Annotated in this window: 9 protein-coding genes; all 9 read right to left on the bottom strand. The window is 66.8% G+C overall.

The features are described 5' to 3' along the window. Positions 1-2: 2 nt before the first annotated feature. A complete protein-coding gene (locus tag JW897_RS10285) occupies positions 3-2,168 on the bottom strand; it encodes a penicillin acylase family protein (protein WP_205466013.1) in 2,166 nt (721 codons plus the stop codon). Positions 2,169-2,613: 445 nt separating this feature from the next. Further along, complete coding sequence (locus tag JW897_RS10280; protein ID WP_205466012.1) at positions 2,614-3,723, bottom strand: ABC transporter permease; 1,110 nt, start codon at positions 3,721-3,723, stop codon at positions 2,614-2,616. After that, a complete protein-coding gene (locus tag JW897_RS10275; RefSeq protein WP_019102765.1) occupies positions 3,716-4,663 on the bottom strand; it encodes an ABC transporter ATP-binding protein in 948 nt (315 codons plus the stop codon). The genes JW897_RS10280 and JW897_RS10275 overlap by 8 nt, the downstream gene beginning before the upstream one ends. A 94-nt stretch (positions 4,664-4,757) precedes the next feature. Then, positions 4,758-5,537, bottom strand: a complete 780-nt coding sequence (locus tag JW897_RS10270; protein WP_205466011.1) for an amidohydrolase — start codon at positions 5,535-5,537, stop codon at positions 4,758-4,760. Further along, the gene (locus JW897_RS10265; protein WP_048412078.1) at positions 5,519-6,151 is read right to left on the bottom strand and encodes a hypothetical protein; all 633 of its coding nucleotides are present in this window, start codon (positions 6,149-6,151) and stop codon (positions 5,519-5,521) included. Before JW897_RS10265 ends, JW897_RS10270 begins: the two co-directional genes overlap by 19 nt. A gap of 211 nt (positions 6,152-6,362) precedes the next feature. Beyond that, positions 6,363-7,619 (bottom strand): SDR family oxidoreductase, encoded by a 1,257-nt coding sequence (locus tag JW897_RS10260; protein ID WP_048412079.1) that lies wholly within the window; start codon positions 7,617-7,619, stop codon positions 6,363-6,365. A 163-nt stretch (positions 7,620-7,782) separates the two neighbouring features. After that, positions 7,783-8,547, bottom strand: coding sequence for an SDR family NAD(P)-dependent oxidoreductase (locus tag JW897_RS10255; protein ID WP_048412080.1), 765 nt, complete (start codon positions 8,545-8,547; stop codon positions 7,783-7,785). Then, positions 8,544-11,636 (bottom strand): PfaD family polyunsaturated fatty acid/polyketide biosynthesis protein, encoded by a 3,093-nt coding sequence (locus tag JW897_RS10250; RefSeq protein WP_205466010.1) that lies wholly within the window; start codon positions 11,634-11,636, stop codon positions 8,544-8,546. The genes JW897_RS10255 and JW897_RS10250 overlap by 4 nt, the downstream gene beginning before the upstream one ends. Continuing rightward, complete coding sequence (locus JW897_RS10245) at positions 11,637-15,965, bottom strand: hotdog fold thioesterase (RefSeq protein ID WP_205466009.1); 4,329 nt, start codon at positions 15,963-15,965, stop codon at positions 11,637-11,639. Positions 15,966-16,105 lie beyond the last annotated feature (140 nt).

Here is a 16,105-nt window from a genome sequence, read left to right as displayed (position 1 = left end):
CGCTAGTAACGGAACCACTCGCGCTTGGCCAGCGCCGCCTCCACCTGCTCGCGCTTGAGCAAGGCGTCGCGCATCTCGTTCCGCGACGCCAGCGCCATCTGGTCGCCGTAGTAAGGCGATTGCGGCTGGCTGCTGTTGCCGTAGGTGTTGATCACCTTGGCGCTCAGCGGCCGGCCGAACTCCACCAGGGCGGTGAAGGTGTCGCCGAAGATGGCGCGCTGGCGGCCGTCGCCGTCGCCGATATAGCTGAAGGTGCGGAAGGCGCCCAGGCCCTCGGCGCCGCCGCTGGCCGGCTGATCCAAGCGCGCCGCGCCGCCGGCGGGGCCGCGCCGCAGCCGGTAGACCTCGCCGAAGGCGACGTCCAGCGGCACGCCGGCCTGTTGCAGCCCCTGGGCCGCCGCGCCCAGCTTGCTCAGCGCGAAGCCGGCGTCGCGCAGGCCGGCCGGCGTGCTGTAGGGCTGCGCCGCGTCCGCTTCCCGGCGATAAGGCAAGGCCTCTTCGCCGCCGGAGGCCGCCACCCAGGCGGCGAACAGCACCGCGCCCTTGCTGGCGGCGTCGCTGCGCCGGTCCCATTGGGCCAGCACTTGCGCCGCGGCGATCAGGCCGGCGTCGCCGGAGGCGCGCGCATAGGCGATCAAATCGTCCAGCACTCGGTCCGCCAGCAGCAGCCGGGTGTCGTGCTTGGCGCGCAGCAGCGTGTCCAGGGTGAAGGCCGGCGTCTGCTCGATCAGCTCGATGCCGCGCTGTTCGCGCAGCAGCGGCGACGCCCGCGGCGACAGATAAGCGGCGTAGGCGGCCGGGTCCAGCGCCGGCTTGCTCATATACCAGGGCACGCTGTTGGAGTTCTGCACCCAGCCGCTGGCCGGGTTGGTCGCCTGCGGCAATTCGTCCAGCCGCAGCGCCTGGCGCCAGATCAGATCGCTGCGGCTGCCGTCCACCGGCTGCGCCCAGAAGGCGGCGTCGCCGCCGGCGCGGCGCGGGGTTAGGCCGCCGAAGGCCGCCCAGATATTGCGCTGGGCGTCGGCGTAGATGATGTTGTGGTAGGGGTTGCGCAAGCGCGCCACGGTGTTGCGGAAGGCCTGGAAATTGGGCGCCTGCGCCATGTCCCACCATTGCTCCAGCACGCCGGGAGTCTGCAGCTGGTCGACGCCGACGATGCGCAGCGCGTAGCTCTGGCCGCCCTTGTCGAACACCGGGCCCTGCTCGGCGCGGCGCAGCGTCAGCTGTTCGGCTTGCAGGCTGCCGTCCGGCTGGCGGATGTACATGGTTTCGCGCCTGGTTTCGAAATCGCGCGCCACGCCGTCCAGCAGGTATTGCTTGCCGCTGAGCTTGAGTTGGTACAGGTCGCAGCCGTCCTGGGTGTTGACGGTGTGCACCCAGCCCAGCCGCTGGTTGAAGCCGATGCGCATCACCGGCAGGCCCACCAGGGTGGCGCCGTAAATATCGTATTCCGGGCTCTTGAACTGGGCTTCGAACCAGGTGTGGCTGCCGCCCCACAACAGATGCGGGTTGGCCAGCAGCATGGCGTTGCCGGAGCGGCTCTTGGCCGGCCCCAGCGCCCAGCCGTTGGAGCCGCCGATCAGATTGATGGGCGTGGTCACCGCGTCCGGGTAGATCAGCGAGCAATTGGCCGCGCCGGTGGCGGTGGAGCCGCTCAGATAACCGAAGAAGATGCGCAGGGTGTGGCCCAGCACGTCCTCGCTGCGCACCGGCAACACCTCGCGCGCCGCCGGGCTCAGGCTTCCGCTGGCGGCGGCCTGGTCGTTGATCCCGGCGACGAAGGCGTCCAGGTAGGCGCGCATGCGCGGGCTTTGCTGTTGCAGCCATTGTTTGGAGCGTTCGGGGAAGCCCATCGCGCGCACCAGGCGGTCCACTTCCGCCATATTGCTGGGAAAGGGTTCGCCGGCCTCGAACACCGCGCCGTAGTATTCGGCCCCGCGGCCGCGGCCCTGGGCGTACAGCCGCAGCAGCAGCTCCGGATGCGCCTGCATCTGGGCGCGGCCGAAGGCGTAGGCCAGGCTGTCGGCGCGCGCAGCGTAGATGTGCGGCACGCCGCTGCGGTCCCACAGCACCTGGCTGCCGCGCGGCTTGCCGTCTTCGTCCAGTTCGCAGGCCGTCAGCAAGGACAGCATGGCGATGCCCAATAGGGCGAGGATCAAGCGTTTCACTACCCTTTCTCCTTTCGCGCCGCTCACGGCCACTGTTGCGCATGGTTTCCCTGCGTCAACCGGCGGGTGAACGGCTTGCTAATGCATCGCAAACCGGTGCGCTTAACGCTTGCGCCCGATCTGGTGTTGAATCCGCTGCGCGGATTGATGATTTACATTGCCGGGGCTGCCCGGCGGGCAGGAAGGGGAATTTGCGCGGCCAAATTCCCCTTCACCCCAAAGGCCGCCCTGCAAGCCTGGCCTACGGCTTCCCGCCGGTTCCCGTCAGGCCCGAGGCGCGGCTGAACTCGCGATTTGCTAGCGTCAAATCGCTCAAACAGGGCAGCCGCTTAAGACCTCGGGCCTGCCACCCGTCGGCAGGCTTGAAGGGACCAGGGGCGCATCGGAAACGCGCTTCTCGCCCCACCAGCTTGGCTAAACTCCAACGTCAGTACCCTACTCCCCCCTAGTACCAGCGGAACACCCGCGCGCCGCTGACGAAGCCGGCGATGCCGATCAACGTGAGCACCGCCGCCGAGCGCGCGATTTCCAACACCCCGGCGCCCTCGACGAAAATCATGCGCATGCCGTCGGCCAGTATCGTCAGCGGCAACACCTCGATCACCGCCACCATCCAGTCCGGGAAGTGCTTGTAGCTGAAGAAGATGCCGGAGAAGATCACCAGGAACAGAATGGTCATTTCCAGCAGGCCGTTGGCGGTCTGCGCCTTGGTGGCGCGCGAGGCGGCCAGGATGGCGATGCCGGCGAAGCAGACATTGCCGGCCAGCAGCAGCACGATGAAGGGCAGCGCCCCGCCCTGGGCGTGCACGTCGAAATAACTGCTGGCGAACAGGTATAGCACCAGGGTCTCCAGCAGGCTGAACACCAGGCAGGCCAGCACGTGGGCCAGCAGGAAGTCGGTCTTGCGCATCGGGGTGATGCGCATCTGCCGGGTGACGCGGGTGGCGCGTTTTTCGATCAGCGACCAGCCGACGGCGATCAGGCAGGTCTCCATCACCGCCATCGCCACCAGGCCGGGCACGAGGAAGTCGATATAGCGCAGGCCGGGGCTGTCCAGCACCGACATATTCTTGTCCACCGCCCGGCTCAGCGCCTCCGGATCGTCGCCGAGGAAGAAGTAAGTCAGCAGCGCCTCGTTGTTTTGCGGGTCCAGGTAGTAGATGCGCTTGCCGCTGTCGGCGCTGGGCTCCATGAACACTTGCACGTCGCCGCGCTTGAGGCCGCGCAGCACCGATTCGCGGTCCGGGTAGTACTGAAAGCGGTATTTCATCCGGATCAGGTGGTCGCGCTTGATTTCGTCGGCGTTGATGACGCTGGACAGCGGCTGGTTGCGGGCCTCCACCTTGCTGATCCAGGCCTTGACCGCGGCCTGTTCCTGCAGGCTGGGCGGCAGCACCACGCCTATGGTCCGTTCCTTGATTTCACCGCCGGAGAAGGACACGCCCAGCAGCCACACCAGCAGCAGCGGGAAGCCGAAGGACCAGAACAGGATTTGCGGCTCGCGCAGGTATTGGCGGAATTGAGTGATGATCAGATTGAGCAGGGCGTTATTCATGGAAACCTCGGCCGGCCAGTGACAGGAATAAATCGTCCAGCGTTTTCTTGCGCACGATGATTTCGTCGATGTCGATTTGTTGTTCGCGGATGAACTCGGACAGGCGGAACAGGAAGGCCGAGCCGTTGCGCACCAGCAGCCGCGCCTTGGCGGACGCTTGGTCGTAGCTGTAGCTGATGATGTTGTCCTTGTGTTTGGGCTCGGCGCCGCCGGCGCCGCTCTTGACCCGGTATTCCACCACTTCGCCCGGCTCGTGCGCCGCCAGCAGTTCGTCCAGCGTGCCCTGGGTCAGGATGCGGCCCTGGTGCATGATGCAGATGCGGTCGCACAGGTATTCGGCTTCTTCCATGTAGTGGGTGGTCAGCAACATGGTGGAGCCCAGCTCCTTGTTGAGCTTGCGCAGGATGTCCCAGGTGCCGCGCCGCACTTGCGGGTCCAGGCCGGTGGTGGGTTCGTCCAGGATCAGGATTTCCGGCTGGTTGAGGATGGAGATGGCCAGGGCCAGCCGCTGGCGCTGGCCGCCGGACAGCCCTTCCACCATCACCTTGCGCTTGGGGATCAGTTCCACCAGCTCCAGCACCTCGTCGGCGCGGCTGCGCGGCCTGCCGTAGAAGCTGGCGAACAGGTTGACGGTTTCGTCCACCCGCAGCTTGTTGATGAACAGCGACTCCTGCAACACCCCGGCCAGCCGGTGGCGCAGATAGCTTTCGTCTTTCTGCCAGCTGCGCCCCAGGATGCGTATCGTGCCGGCCTCCGGCTGTTTCAGTCCCTCCAGCATTTCCACCAGCGTGGTCTTGCCGGCGCCGTTGGGCCCCAGCAGGGCGACGAATTCGCCGCGGTGGATGTCCAGCGAAACGTCGTTGACCGCGGTGTAGTCGTTGAAGCGCTTGGTCACCGACTGGAATTCGATGACTTTTTCTCTTGTTGTGGCTTGGTGCATTTCACTTTCCGTAGAAGCCGAAGGAGAACCGAAACAGCGGAAAACTCCGCGCAGCCGCAGGAGTCGTCCGCCTCTTTCCATTGCCGTGGCGCTGTCAAACGAGTTGATAACGGTCCGCGTCCTTCAGGAAAGGAAACTGGGCGCGCACATCGTCCAGCTGCGCGCGCGACAGCCGGGCCTGATACACGCTTTCCAGCTGGCGGCCGTGGTACAGGGTGTCGCCCAGCGGGTCTATCAGCATGGAGTCGCCGCTGTAGCGGATGTCGTTGCCGTCCACGCCCACGCGGTTGACGCCGATGACGAAGGCCTGGTTTTCGATCGCCCGCGCCGGCAGCAGCGTCTGCCAGTGCTTGGCGCGGCGCTCCGGCCAACTGGCGATGTAGAGCGCCAGGTCGTACTGGCTGTTGTTGTTGCGCGACCAGACCGGGAAACGCAGGTCGTAGCAGACGAAGGCGGCCACCGACCAGCCGTCCACCTTGACGATCAGCGGCGCGTCGCCGGCGGTGTAGTGCTCGTGCTCGCCGGCGAAGCTGAACAGATGCTTCTTGTCGTAGCTGAACAGGCTGCCGTCGGCCTTGGCCCACAACAGGCGGTTGTAGTAGCGGCCCTGGTCTTCTATCGCCACGCTGCCCACCAGATCGGCGCGCTTGGCGCGCGCGGTGTCGCGCAGCCATTGCACCGCCTTGCCGTCCATGGTTTCGGCGATTTTTTCCGGCCGCATGCTGAAGCCGGTGGTGAACATTTCCGGCAGCACGATCAGCTGGCTGTCGTTCACCGCGCTCAGGTGGCGCTCCATCCGCTGCAGGTTCTGATCCACCGATTCCCAGGCGATGTCGCTTTGCACCAGGGTGACGGCTAAGTCTTGATTTGGCATGGTTTGCTTTCCCAATCGGTCAATATCACTTCGTTGTGGTCGCCGCGCTCGCGGCTGCTCTGGCGCACCAGCACTTCGCCGCCGTCGTCGGACAGATACCAGCCGGTGCCGCTGATCTTGCGCCGCTTTGATTGATAGGCCACCACCCTCGTCTGCCGCGGCTGGCCCAATAGGTCCAGCGTTTCATCCGGCAGCCGCTGGTAGCGGACTTCGTCGATGTCGAAGTGCTCAAGGTCCAGCACCCGCAGCGTGGCCTCGGCCTGGCCGCCGGCGAGGAAGCGTTCGGCGGCGTCTTCGCTGCTGGCGTCGAAATCCCCCAGCTTGAAGCGGCGCACTTCCAGCTGGCCGTCGTGCAGACGCAGGGTCAGCACGCCCTGGCGCAGCCGGCCCTTGATCACGGTCTTGTCGCCGTCCTCGTCGGAGACGCCGGCGTAGCGGCACAGGCCGTCGGCGCCGAAGTCCATGCTCTCGTCCGATTGCAGCGAGTAGTCGAACCACAGGCCGCTGCAGCGCAGGTCCATCCGGTTGCTGACCTGCAGCACCGGCAGGTCGTCCAGCCAGCCGCGGCGGCGCTCGGTGCGCAGCCGGCCTATCGGCTCGCCGTTGCTCAGCACCTGGTAGTCCAGCAGCAGTTCCGCGACCGGTGGGGACCTCGAAAAACCTGCTGCGCCGTCCGATAGCTGCGTTGCTCCGTGCTCGCTCCCTCGCTGTACTCCTTGTACTATCTCGGTCGCTGCGCGCGGTGCGTCTTGCTCTCGAACCGCTCGCGACGGTTTTTCGAGCTCCCCCGGCGCTTCGATCAGCGCTTCCTCGTCGGCCAGCATCTCAGCGCACCGCCGCCGCGTCGCTCAGGTCGGCGTCGTACAGGCTCTCCATATAGCCGCCGGCCATGCTGGTGTGACGCTTGATTTCCGCCAGCGGGGACTGCGCCGCCGGGGCGTTCAGGAAGCCGACCTTGCACGCGTAGTCCAGATAGCGGCCGAACAGCGCCTGGTCGGAATCCGGGCAGCGGATGTCGGTGTTGGCCAGCAGCTCCTGGATTTCGCTGGTGTCGTACTTGGCGTGTTCCTTGCAATCGCTGCCGTCGTAGAAGATGGCCATCAGATCGGTGAAGGTGGAGCGGTAGCCGGCGCCGCCGCGGTGCATGCGGCCTTCCTGCAGCGCTTCGAAGTAGTCCTTGGACGGCACGTCGCGCAGGGTGTAGCCGTAGCCGCGCAGGCGGGCGACGATGCCGTCGTAGTTGATTGGGCGCGGATTGGTCAGGTTGTAGGTGCGGCGATTGCTGGATTGCAGATTCATCGCCGCGAACAGCGTGGCCTGGGCCACATAGTCCACCGGCGAGATGTCGAAGGCTTCGTCCGAGGCGAAGGTGAGCCCGGTTTCCACCAGCGACTTGATCATTTCGTAGTAGATGCCCTTGACCTTGGTCTGCTTCAGCGGGTAGCAGCCGGTCTGGCTGTCGCCCCAGATATTGCCCGGGCGCACGATGACCCAGTCCAGGCCGCGCTCGCCGGCCTCGTGCACCATGCGCTCGGCGGTGAACTTGGAGCGTTCGTAGTCCATGTTGACGAAGCCCTGGCCCACGTCCAGATCGGTCTCGCGCAGCACGAAGTCCGGCTGGTACAGCTTGTCGCCCACCATGCTGAAGCTGGAGGTGAACAGCAGCGGTGCCTTGCCGGCCAGGCACAGTTCGATCAGATTGGCGGTGCCGCCCACGTTGACCGGGGCGATCTTGTTGTAGGAAGCCACCAGGCTGACGTTGGCCGCGCAGTGCAGCACCAGGTCCGCCAAGTGAGCCAGGTCGCGGTAGGCGCTGGCGTCCAGGCCCAGCATCGGCTGGCTGATGTCGCCCAGCACCGGGATGATGCGCCAGGTTTCGGTGGCCAGCTTGCGGCCCTCGTCGTAGCAATACAGCACGTCCTCGATGCGGGCGCGCGCGGCGTCCTTGTTCTCGGCCCGCACCACGCAATAGACGTTGGCGTCGGTGGTGGCCAGTATTTCCTGCAGCAAACGGCCGCCCAGCACGCCGGTGGGACCGGTCAGCACGATGTTCTTGACGCTGGTCTTGGCTCGGTAATCCATGACTTCACCTTATGATTTGGGTTGATTCCAGTCGGGGGCCGGCGCGGCCGGCCCCCGATTCTGCGTCTCGCGATATTGCAGAACCTGATCCAAGTCTCTCGAGCTAGAGCGAAACCGGTTTCAACTCCGTGTCGCCGAAGCGCAGCAGGCCTTGGACAGGTTCTTACAGGGTGCCTACCCTCATGCCTCCATCCAGCGGAATCACGGTGGCGTTCAGATAGTTGGTCTTGCAGGTGGCCAGGAAGGTGACCACTTCGGCGATGTCCTCCGGCAGCCCCCAGCGCCCCACCGGCACGATGGACTTGACGATGGCGTCGTCGGACTGCTCCACCATCTGGCGGTCGACGAACTGGTTGAGCATCTTGGTCTTGCAGATGCCCGGCGCGATCGCGGTGACGCTGATGTTCAGCGGCCCCAGCTCCCGCGCCCAGGACTCCGACGCCTTGATCAAGCCGGCCTTGGACGCCGCATACGCCGACCCGCCGGCCGCGCCCCAGATCCCGGCCACCGAGGCGATGTTGATGATGCGGCCGTACTTCAGCCGCGCCATGTGGCGGGAGAACACCGCGGTGGCGTTGAAGGCGCCGTTGAGGTTGACGTCGAACACCCGCCGCGCCAGCTCGCCGCTTTTCTCCGCCATGCAGTAGCCGCGGCCGATGACGCCGGCGTTGTTGACCAGCACCGTGATGCTGGCCCCCATCCGTTCGACGATGGCGGCGCTGGCGGCGTCCACGCTGTCGGGGTCGGTCACGTCCATCACGAAGCCGCGCAGGCTGTCCGGGCAATCCAGCTCCCGGCCCAGCTGCTCCAGCGCGGCGGCGTCCAGATCGGTGGCCGCCACCGCGTAGCCCACTTCCAGCAGCGACTTGACGATGGCGCTGCCGAAGCCGCCGGCCGCGCCGGTGACGACGGCGACTTGCCGGGTCACGCCACCTCTCCTTCCTTGAAGGCGATGTCGATCACTTTGCGGGCGTTGGCCATGGCGTCGAAGATGCGTTCTTCGAAGAAGCGCACGTCGTCCTGGTTCATCAGCAGGTTGGAGTAGATCCGCGACAGCGGCGAGAACTGAATGCCGTAGCGCTTGGAGATCTCGCGGATGATGATGTCGCAGAACTTGACCTTGTCGCTGTAGCCCTCGGAGCGGTCCACCATGGTGTCCTGCGAGTGGTAGACCAGCGCGGTGGGCATGCCCTGCACCACCAGCGGCAGATCATTGGCGTGAGCGGCCTTGATGAAGGTGTCGGAGATCTGCTCGGTGAAGCGGCCCATGCGCTCGTAGCAGCCCGGGTCCTGTTCGATCAGCTCGAAAGTGCTCTTGATCGCAGCCAGGCCCAGCGGGTAGCCGTTGAAGGTGCCGGCGTGGATCACCTTGCCGCGGGTATAGAGATCCATGATGTCGCGACGACCGGCGATGGCGGAGATCGGCATGGAACCGCCGCCCAGCGCCTTGCCGAAGGTGGACAAGTGCGGGGTGACGCCGAGGATGCCCTGGGCGCCGGACAGGCCCAGACGCACGCCGGTGATGATCTCGTCGAAGATCAGCACGATGTTGTACTTCTCGCAGATCTCCTTGGCGCGCTCCAGATAGCCTTCGCGCGGGAAGATGCCGCCGCCGTTGACGCAGATCGGCTCCATCAGCACCGCGGCGATTTCATTGTGGTAGCGCTCGATGGTGGCTTCCAGCACCTGGATGTCGTTCCACGGCAGCATGAAGGACTGGTCTTCCAGCGCGCCGTCGGCGCGGCCCAGGGTGTCCAGCAGGTCGCCCTTGAAGGTTTCCGGCACCGGGAAGCTCAGGTCCTGGCGCTTGCGGCCGCCCATGATGTTGTCGGCGTTGCCGTGGTAGTGGCCGTGGAAGCGGATGAAGCGCTGCTTGCCGGTGAAGCCGCGCGCCAGGCGCAGCGCGTTCTGCACCGCCTCGGTGCCGCTCAGGCAGAAGCGGATCATCTCGGCGCAAGGGATGTGCTTGACCATCAGTTCGCAGACTTCGACCTCCAGGTCGCAAGTGTCCACCGAGGTCACTTTCTGCATGTAGCGGATCAGCGCTTCGTTATAGGCCTCGTTGTGGTGGCCGACGAAGAGCGCGCCGAATTTGCAGAACAGGTCCAGGTGCTCGTTGCCGTCCAGGTCCCAGACCCGGGAATTGCGGCCGCGATTGAACGGCACCACCAGCGGCCGCTCCGGGTCGCCGAAGTTGTAATGGGTGCCGCCCGGCAGCAGCTCCCAGCATTGCTTGTAAAAATCCTTGGACTTGATCAGCGACAGCTTGGTATTGCCTTCCATATTCCTGCTCTCCTCTTGCTTGCCCTGTGATGCTGCGGTTGGTGCTACGGTTGATGACGGGATGTCATTCAATTCGGGTTCGGGTCCGATGTCGTCTTCGTCCAGCGCCGCCATGCGGGCGCTGAGCGGGCGGTAACGCTCCAGCCGCTGCGGCGTCAACACGCCCAGCTGGCGCAAAGCCGCCACGCGGCTCAGATAGGCGGCGCCGGCCATCAGCTCCACCGCGATGTCGGCCACCTTGCGCTTGGCCACCGGCGCCAGCTCGCTGCCTTGCAGCCACTCGTTGGCCGCGCCCATCGCCGCGCCGCACCAGATCTGGTAATCGACGGCGCGCTCGGCCGCGCCGGAAATCGCCCAGCGCGAGGACTGGCCCAGATACCACTGGAACAGCAGCGCCATCTTTTTCTTGGGGTTGGCGTTGGCGGCGTCTATCAGCGCCTGATTGCCGCGGCCGGCGAAGAAGGCCTCGGTGTCGGCCCATACCTGGGCCAGCGGCTGGCGGAACACCTGCTGTTCCAGGCTGGCCACCTCGGCGGCCGGGATCTGCTCCAGGCCGGGGTACTGCTTGTACAGGCCGTGCAGCTTCTGCGCGCGCACCGCGTACATGCTGCCGCCCTTGAGCACTTGCACCTTGGCGCCCAGCTCGAACATGTCGGCCGACGGCGCCATCGCCATGTCGGCGATCTTGGCCTTGCCCAGCAGCTGCTTGACCGGGTCCGAGGTGCCGGCTTCGACGCAGGCCTGGTTGATGGAGCCGGTGACCACGTAGGCGGCGCCCAGCGAGAACGCCGCCAGCGTGGCGTGCGGGCTGCCGATGCCGCCGGCGGCGCCGACGCGCACGGTGAACGGGTAGTTCTGGCTGGCGGCGATGTCGTCGCGCAGCTCCGCGATGGAGCGGAAGATGCAGCTGAGCAGGCCGTTGTCGGTGTGGCCGCCGGAATCCGCTTCCACGGTGATGTCGTCGGCCATCGGCACTTTCTTGGCCAGCTCCGCCTGGCGCTCGCTGATCAGGCCGTCGGCCAGCAGCTTGCGCACGATCTTCTCCGGCGCCGGGCTGAGGAAGTGCTGCGCCACTTCGCGGCGCGACACCTTGGCGATCACGCGGTTGCGGCGGATCACCGCGCCCTTGTCGCCGGCTTCCAGGCCCTTGACCCGGTAGTAGACGATGGCGGCGGACAGGTTGACGTAGGCCGAGGCCTCCACCACCTTGACGTCCTGTTCGATGAACAGCTTGACGCAGTTCATTTCCCAGTCCGGCTGGCTGGGGTTGTGCAGCAGATTGATCGCGTACGGCCCGTTGGGCAGCGCCTGCTTGATGCGGCGGATGGCGCTGCCGATACGCTCCAGCGTCAGGCCGCCGGCGCCGAAGGCGCTGAGGATGCGGCGCGAACCCAGCGCGATCACCATCTCCTCGGAGTTGATGCCGCCGGCCATGGCCCCGGCGTAATAGGCGAAGCGCACGCCGTAATCACGCAGGAAGGACGGATCGCCGAAGTATTCCGGCAACATCGCCGGCACCATGCCCAGGCAATCCACCTGGCCGTTGCCGGCCAGGCCGCCGGCCGGCTCCAGCAGCACCGCGTCCTGCTGGCGCAGCACGTGCAGCGGCCGCGCCAGCTCCAGCAGCTGGGCCTGAGCCTGTTCCGGCGTCTGCTGGAATTTGCCGGCATGGCCCTGCCATTTGTACACCGGGGCCGCGAAACGCGGCGCCACGCAAAGCTTGTCTTGGTTCATTCATGCCTCTATCGCTGTCAGCGCCGGCGCCGAAGCGTCCGCCGCTGCCGGCGCGCGGCTGAAGCCGGCGCCTAGGTTGTCGCACATGCCGATGACGTTGCCGCGGTAAATGATCTCCGCGAGGAAGACCAGCGCCATCCGCTCCAGCTGGCCGTCGGCCTGGTAGTCGCAGTGGATGGACTTGCAAGTGAGCCGGTAACTCAGGGTGTCGGCCTCGCACTTCACTTCGCCGCGGAACTTGGCGCTGTAGCTGTGCGGGCTGAGCGCGTGCGGCACCATGCCCGGCAGCGAATACAGCCCCAGGTAGCACAGGTAGAACTTGACCAGTTGCTCGCAGCCTTCCACCAGGAAGGTGCCGGGCATCACCGGGTCGTTCTTGAAGTGGGCGCGGAACACCCAGTGGCTGGGGTCGATGTCGCGTTCGGCCACCGCCTCGCCCAGGCCGAAGGCGCCGCCGTCGGCGGAGATGGACACCACCCGGTCCAGCATCTTGGCCGCCGGCGCGTACAAGCGCGGCGCGCGCGGCGCGGCGTAGGCGGCGTCGCCGAAGCAGGCGGTGAAATCGCCGCGCTGCAAGGCCTCGATATGGCTGTTGTCGAAGGACTTGCGCTCGCAGCGCAGCGGCGGCTGGAACGGCTCCGCCGGCTGGCCGGCCTTCAGATAGGGCGCGGTGTTGACCCCCTTGGATTTCTCGATGTCCTTGGGCAGGAAGAAGCCGGAATTGGCCTCCAGCTTGAAGCTCAGCCTATCGCCGACGTAGCACAGGTACTCGTAGGCGATCAGCACGTTCTTGCCCACCTTGAGGAAGGACTTGATGTTGACGCGGCCGCGCAACACCTCGCCGGCCTTGGGCAACGGGCCGTAGACCGTGGTCTGGCTGTCCACCGCCCGGTAGCGCAACTGGCCCTTGAACAACTGGTCGCAGCCGATGTAGGTGAAGGCCACGATCATCGCGTGCGAGGCTTCCAGCGACACGAAGGCCGGCACCAGGCCGTCGGACACGTACCAGGCGTCGGGGTGCAGATCGTATTCCCACTCGATGAAGCACGGCTCCAGCTTGCCCGGCTGCGCCGACAGCGCGGTGATGCGCGAGGCGAACATATACGGCGGCGACGGCATGCGGGTGCGGATCGGGTAGCTGTCGGCCTCGGCGTAATCCGGGCCCAGCACCTTGGCGATGGAGCCGTCGGTCAGCTCCACCAGCTGCGCCTCGTCGAACAAGGGGCGCGGACGCGCCGGCGCCGCGGCCTTGGGCTTGGCCGCGCGGCGCGGACCGGCCGGCGCGCCTGCGCCCAGCAATTGCGCGATGCGCTGGTAGAAGCGCTGCTCGGCCTGCAGATAGCTGAGCTGGGTCTGCGCCTGACGGCTGTGCTGCCTTTGCAAGACCGGCGCTTCGCTGTCGACCGGCGCCGCGGCGGTCGGCTGCGGCTGCGCTGGTGCCGCCGCCGGCTGCGGACGCCGCCAGGGTTTGACGCCGGCGAACAGCGCGCGGTTGGCCTCGTTGACTATCATCTCGGCGATGGTGTGTTCGCGGCCGGTGTGCACGGTGGCGACCAGGGCCGGACCGCCCGTCTGCGGCAGCGCCGGCGTTCTGGCTTCCAGACGGTTGGCCTCGCCGGGCTCTTGCAGAATCATGTGGGCGTAGCCGCGGTCCAGGCCCAGGCTGTTGACCGCCGCCAGCCGCAGGCCGCCGGTCGGCGTCGGCCAGTCCTCGCCGGTTTCGCCGGCGCGGAACACGGCGCGCAGCGCGTCCTGCGGATAGGCGGCCAGCGCCGCCGCGCCGGGCAGTTGCCGGCGATGCAGGCACAGCGCGGCCTTGATCACGCTGACGATGCCCTGGGCCGAGGCCAGCTGGCCGTAGTTGGCGGCCACCGAGCCGGCGATCACGCCGCTGTCGCGGTACACCCGGGACAGGCCATCGATCTCCACCTGATTGTCGCTGGCCAGCGCGCCGCCGCTCAGTTCCAGATAGCCCACCGCCGCCGGGTCCGCGCCGGCCTGGCGCAAGGCCGCCGCCGCCGAACGCGCCACCGCGTCGGCCACCGGCTGGAACTCGGTGCTGTCGCCGCAGGCGTGGCCGATGGCCAGGCCGCGCATCACCGCGTAGACGCGGTCCTTGGCTTCCAGCGCCGCCTGCTCGCGCTTGAGCACCACCACGCCGCCGCCCTCGCCCACCGGCGCGTCGACATGGCCGGCGCCGCGGCGCGGCGCCCACAACACGTTTTCCAGGCCGCCGGCGAAGCTGCCGCCGGCGACGATCACCGCGTCCACCAATTGCTCGGACAACATGAATTGCGCCAGCTCTATCGCCTTGAAGGCGGCGTTTTCATGCGCGCACAGCGAGAAGGCCGGGCCGTCCAGCTTCAGGTGAGCGGCGATGCGGCTGGCCACCACATTGCCGATGCCGCCGGTGATGCCTTCCGGATACGGTTCCGGGAACAGGCTGTCCTTGACTATGGTTTCCAGCGCCGCGGTCTGCGCCTCGCTCAGCGCGATGCCGCTGTGCGCCAGGCTGTCGCGCACTTGCCAGGCCATCTCGTTGCGCGCCTGGTAGCGCGAGCAGCTGTAGTCCACGTCGCCGGCGACGATGACGGCGATATTGCGCTTGTGGCCGTCCAGCTGGTAGCCGGCGTCGTAGAAGGCGCGTTCGGCGATGGGCATCAGGAATAAGTGCGACAGCAGATGGCTGCCCACCACCTTGGGCGGCAGCTTGAAGCGCTTGCAGTCGAAGTCGAACTGCTCGATATAGGCGCCGGCCGGCGCCTGGCGGTAGCCGCGCGCGCCCAGCACGTCGGCGCGCCGCTCCAGGCCCAGCCAGCGGGTGCGCGGCAGCGGGCGGAAATGGCGGCGGCCCTCGGCCACCGTTTGCAGCAGAGCGTCCGGGGTTTCGGTGTCCGCCAGCGCCACGCCGACGCCGACGATGGCCAGGCTTTGTTGTTCGGCCGGCAGTTGCGGCCAGGCGGTCACCGGCGCGTCGGCGCGGTGTTCGCGCAGCACCATGTGGCCGTTGACGCCGCCGAAGCCGAAGGCGTTGATGCCGGCGCGCTTGGCCTGGCCGCGCTGCGGCCACGGCGTGGTGTCGCGCACCACGTGGCGGATGTCCAGCTGGCCGCCCGGAGTGCTGACCATGTCTTCCACGTTCAGCGTCGGCGGGATCACGCCGCTGCGCATCGCCAACAGCACCTTGAGGATGCTGGCCATGCCGGAGGCGGTCAGCATGTGGCCGATATTGCCCTTGTTGGCGCCGATCAGCGGCCGTTGCGCCTGGTCGGCGAAGAAGGTCTCCACCGAGCCCAGCTCCACCTGGTCGCCCACCGGGGTGCCGGTGGCGTGGCATTCCAGATAATCGATGTTCTTGTCCACGCCGTCGTAGGCGCGTTTCAGCGACAGCAGCTGGCCGTTGAGGTCCGGCACCAGGATGTGCTTGGCGCCGCCGTCGTTGGACAGGCCGATGGATTCGATCACCCCGTAGATGCGGTCCTTGTCGCGCACCGCGTCGGCGTAGCGCTTGAGCGCGATCACGCTGGCGCCCTCGCCGGCCTTCAGGCCCTGGGAGTTGCGGTCGAACGGCACCGACTGGCCGTCGGCCGGGAAGGCCTGCAGCACGTTGAAGCCGTGATCGATGTAGATGTGGTCGGCGTGGCAGACCGCGCCGGCCAGCATCAGGTCGGCCTTGCCGCTTTGCAGGTAGTAGCTGGCCACGCGGATGGCGTACAGCGCCGAGGCGCAGGCCGCGTCCAGCGCGAAGCTGGGGCCGGACAGGCCCAGCGCCTGGGCCGCCAGCGTGGCGTTGTGGCTGCCGGTCATCAGATTGAGATCGGACAAGCCTTCCGCCTGCCAGGGCTGGCGGAAATGGAAATCGTCGCGTTGCAGCAGTTCCTGGACGTAGGGCTCCAGGATGCCTTGGTAGAAGCCGTTGAGCAGCTTCTTGCCGGCATGCGTGGGCATGCCGATATTGCCGATGATCAGGCCGCAGCGCTCCAGCGCCTCGGCGCTGTGGGCCGCGCCCTGGCCGGCGTCGTTCAACGCCTGTTCCGCCGCGTAGAGCGTCCATTGGAACAAGGGGTCCAGCGCCTCCAGCTGCGCAGCCGGCAGCCGGTAGCGGCCGGCGTCCAGCTTGAAGCCGCGCACATGGCCGTTCTTGTTGTAGGCGATCTTGTCCGCGGTGCCCGGCACCGGGTGGCGATACAGCGCCGGGTCCACGCCCAGCTCTTCCCGGCTCAATTCCGAGGTGCAATCCCGCCGCTCCAGCAGGTTGCGCCAGTACTGTTCTGGCGTTTCGGCGCCTGGAAACAGGCAGCCTAATCCGATAATGGCGATTTCTTCCATAGTGCATTCATGCCTAAAGTAGAGCCAACATTCCCAAACCTTGGGCGCAACCGTCCCCCTCCGCCGCCGGCCGCTGTTGAAGCGGCGGGCGGCGGCGCGGGATCTGGATTGAACCGGCGCGGGCCGATTTCGAGTGCGGC

It is taken from the genome of Chromobacterium alkanivorans (genome assembly GCF_016937655.1).
GTDB lineage: Bacteria > Pseudomonadota > Gammaproteobacteria > Burkholderiales > Chromobacteriaceae > Chromobacterium > Chromobacterium alkanivorans.
This window is presented reverse-complemented; position numbering and strand designations above follow the sequence as displayed.

Bases quoted from the DNA above. Each gene is read 5' to 3' on its own strand.
- JW897_RS10280 (WP_205466012.1), bottom strand. From the start codon at position 3,723: ATGAATAACGCCCTGCTCAATCTGATCATCACTCAATTCCGCCAATAC.
- JW897_RS10275 (WP_019102765.1), bottom strand. From the start codon at position 4,663: ATGCACCAAGCCACAACAAGAGAAAAAGTCATCGAATTCCAGTCGGTG.
- JW897_RS10270 (WP_205466011.1), bottom strand. From the start codon at position 5,537: ATGCCAAATCAAGACTTAGCCGTCACCCTGGTGCAAAGCGACATCGCC.
- JW897_RS10260 (WP_048412079.1), bottom strand. From the start codon at position 7,619: ATGGATTACCGAGCCAAGACCAGCGTCAAGAACATCGTGCTGACCGGT.
- JW897_RS10250 (WP_205466010.1), bottom strand. From the start codon at position 11,636: ATGAACCAAGACAAGCTTTGCGTGGCGCCGCGTTTCGCGGCCCCGGTG.
- JW897_RS10245 (WP_205466009.1), bottom strand. From the start codon at position 15,965: ATGGAAGAAATCGCCATTATCGGATTAGGCTGCCTGTTTCCAGGCGCC.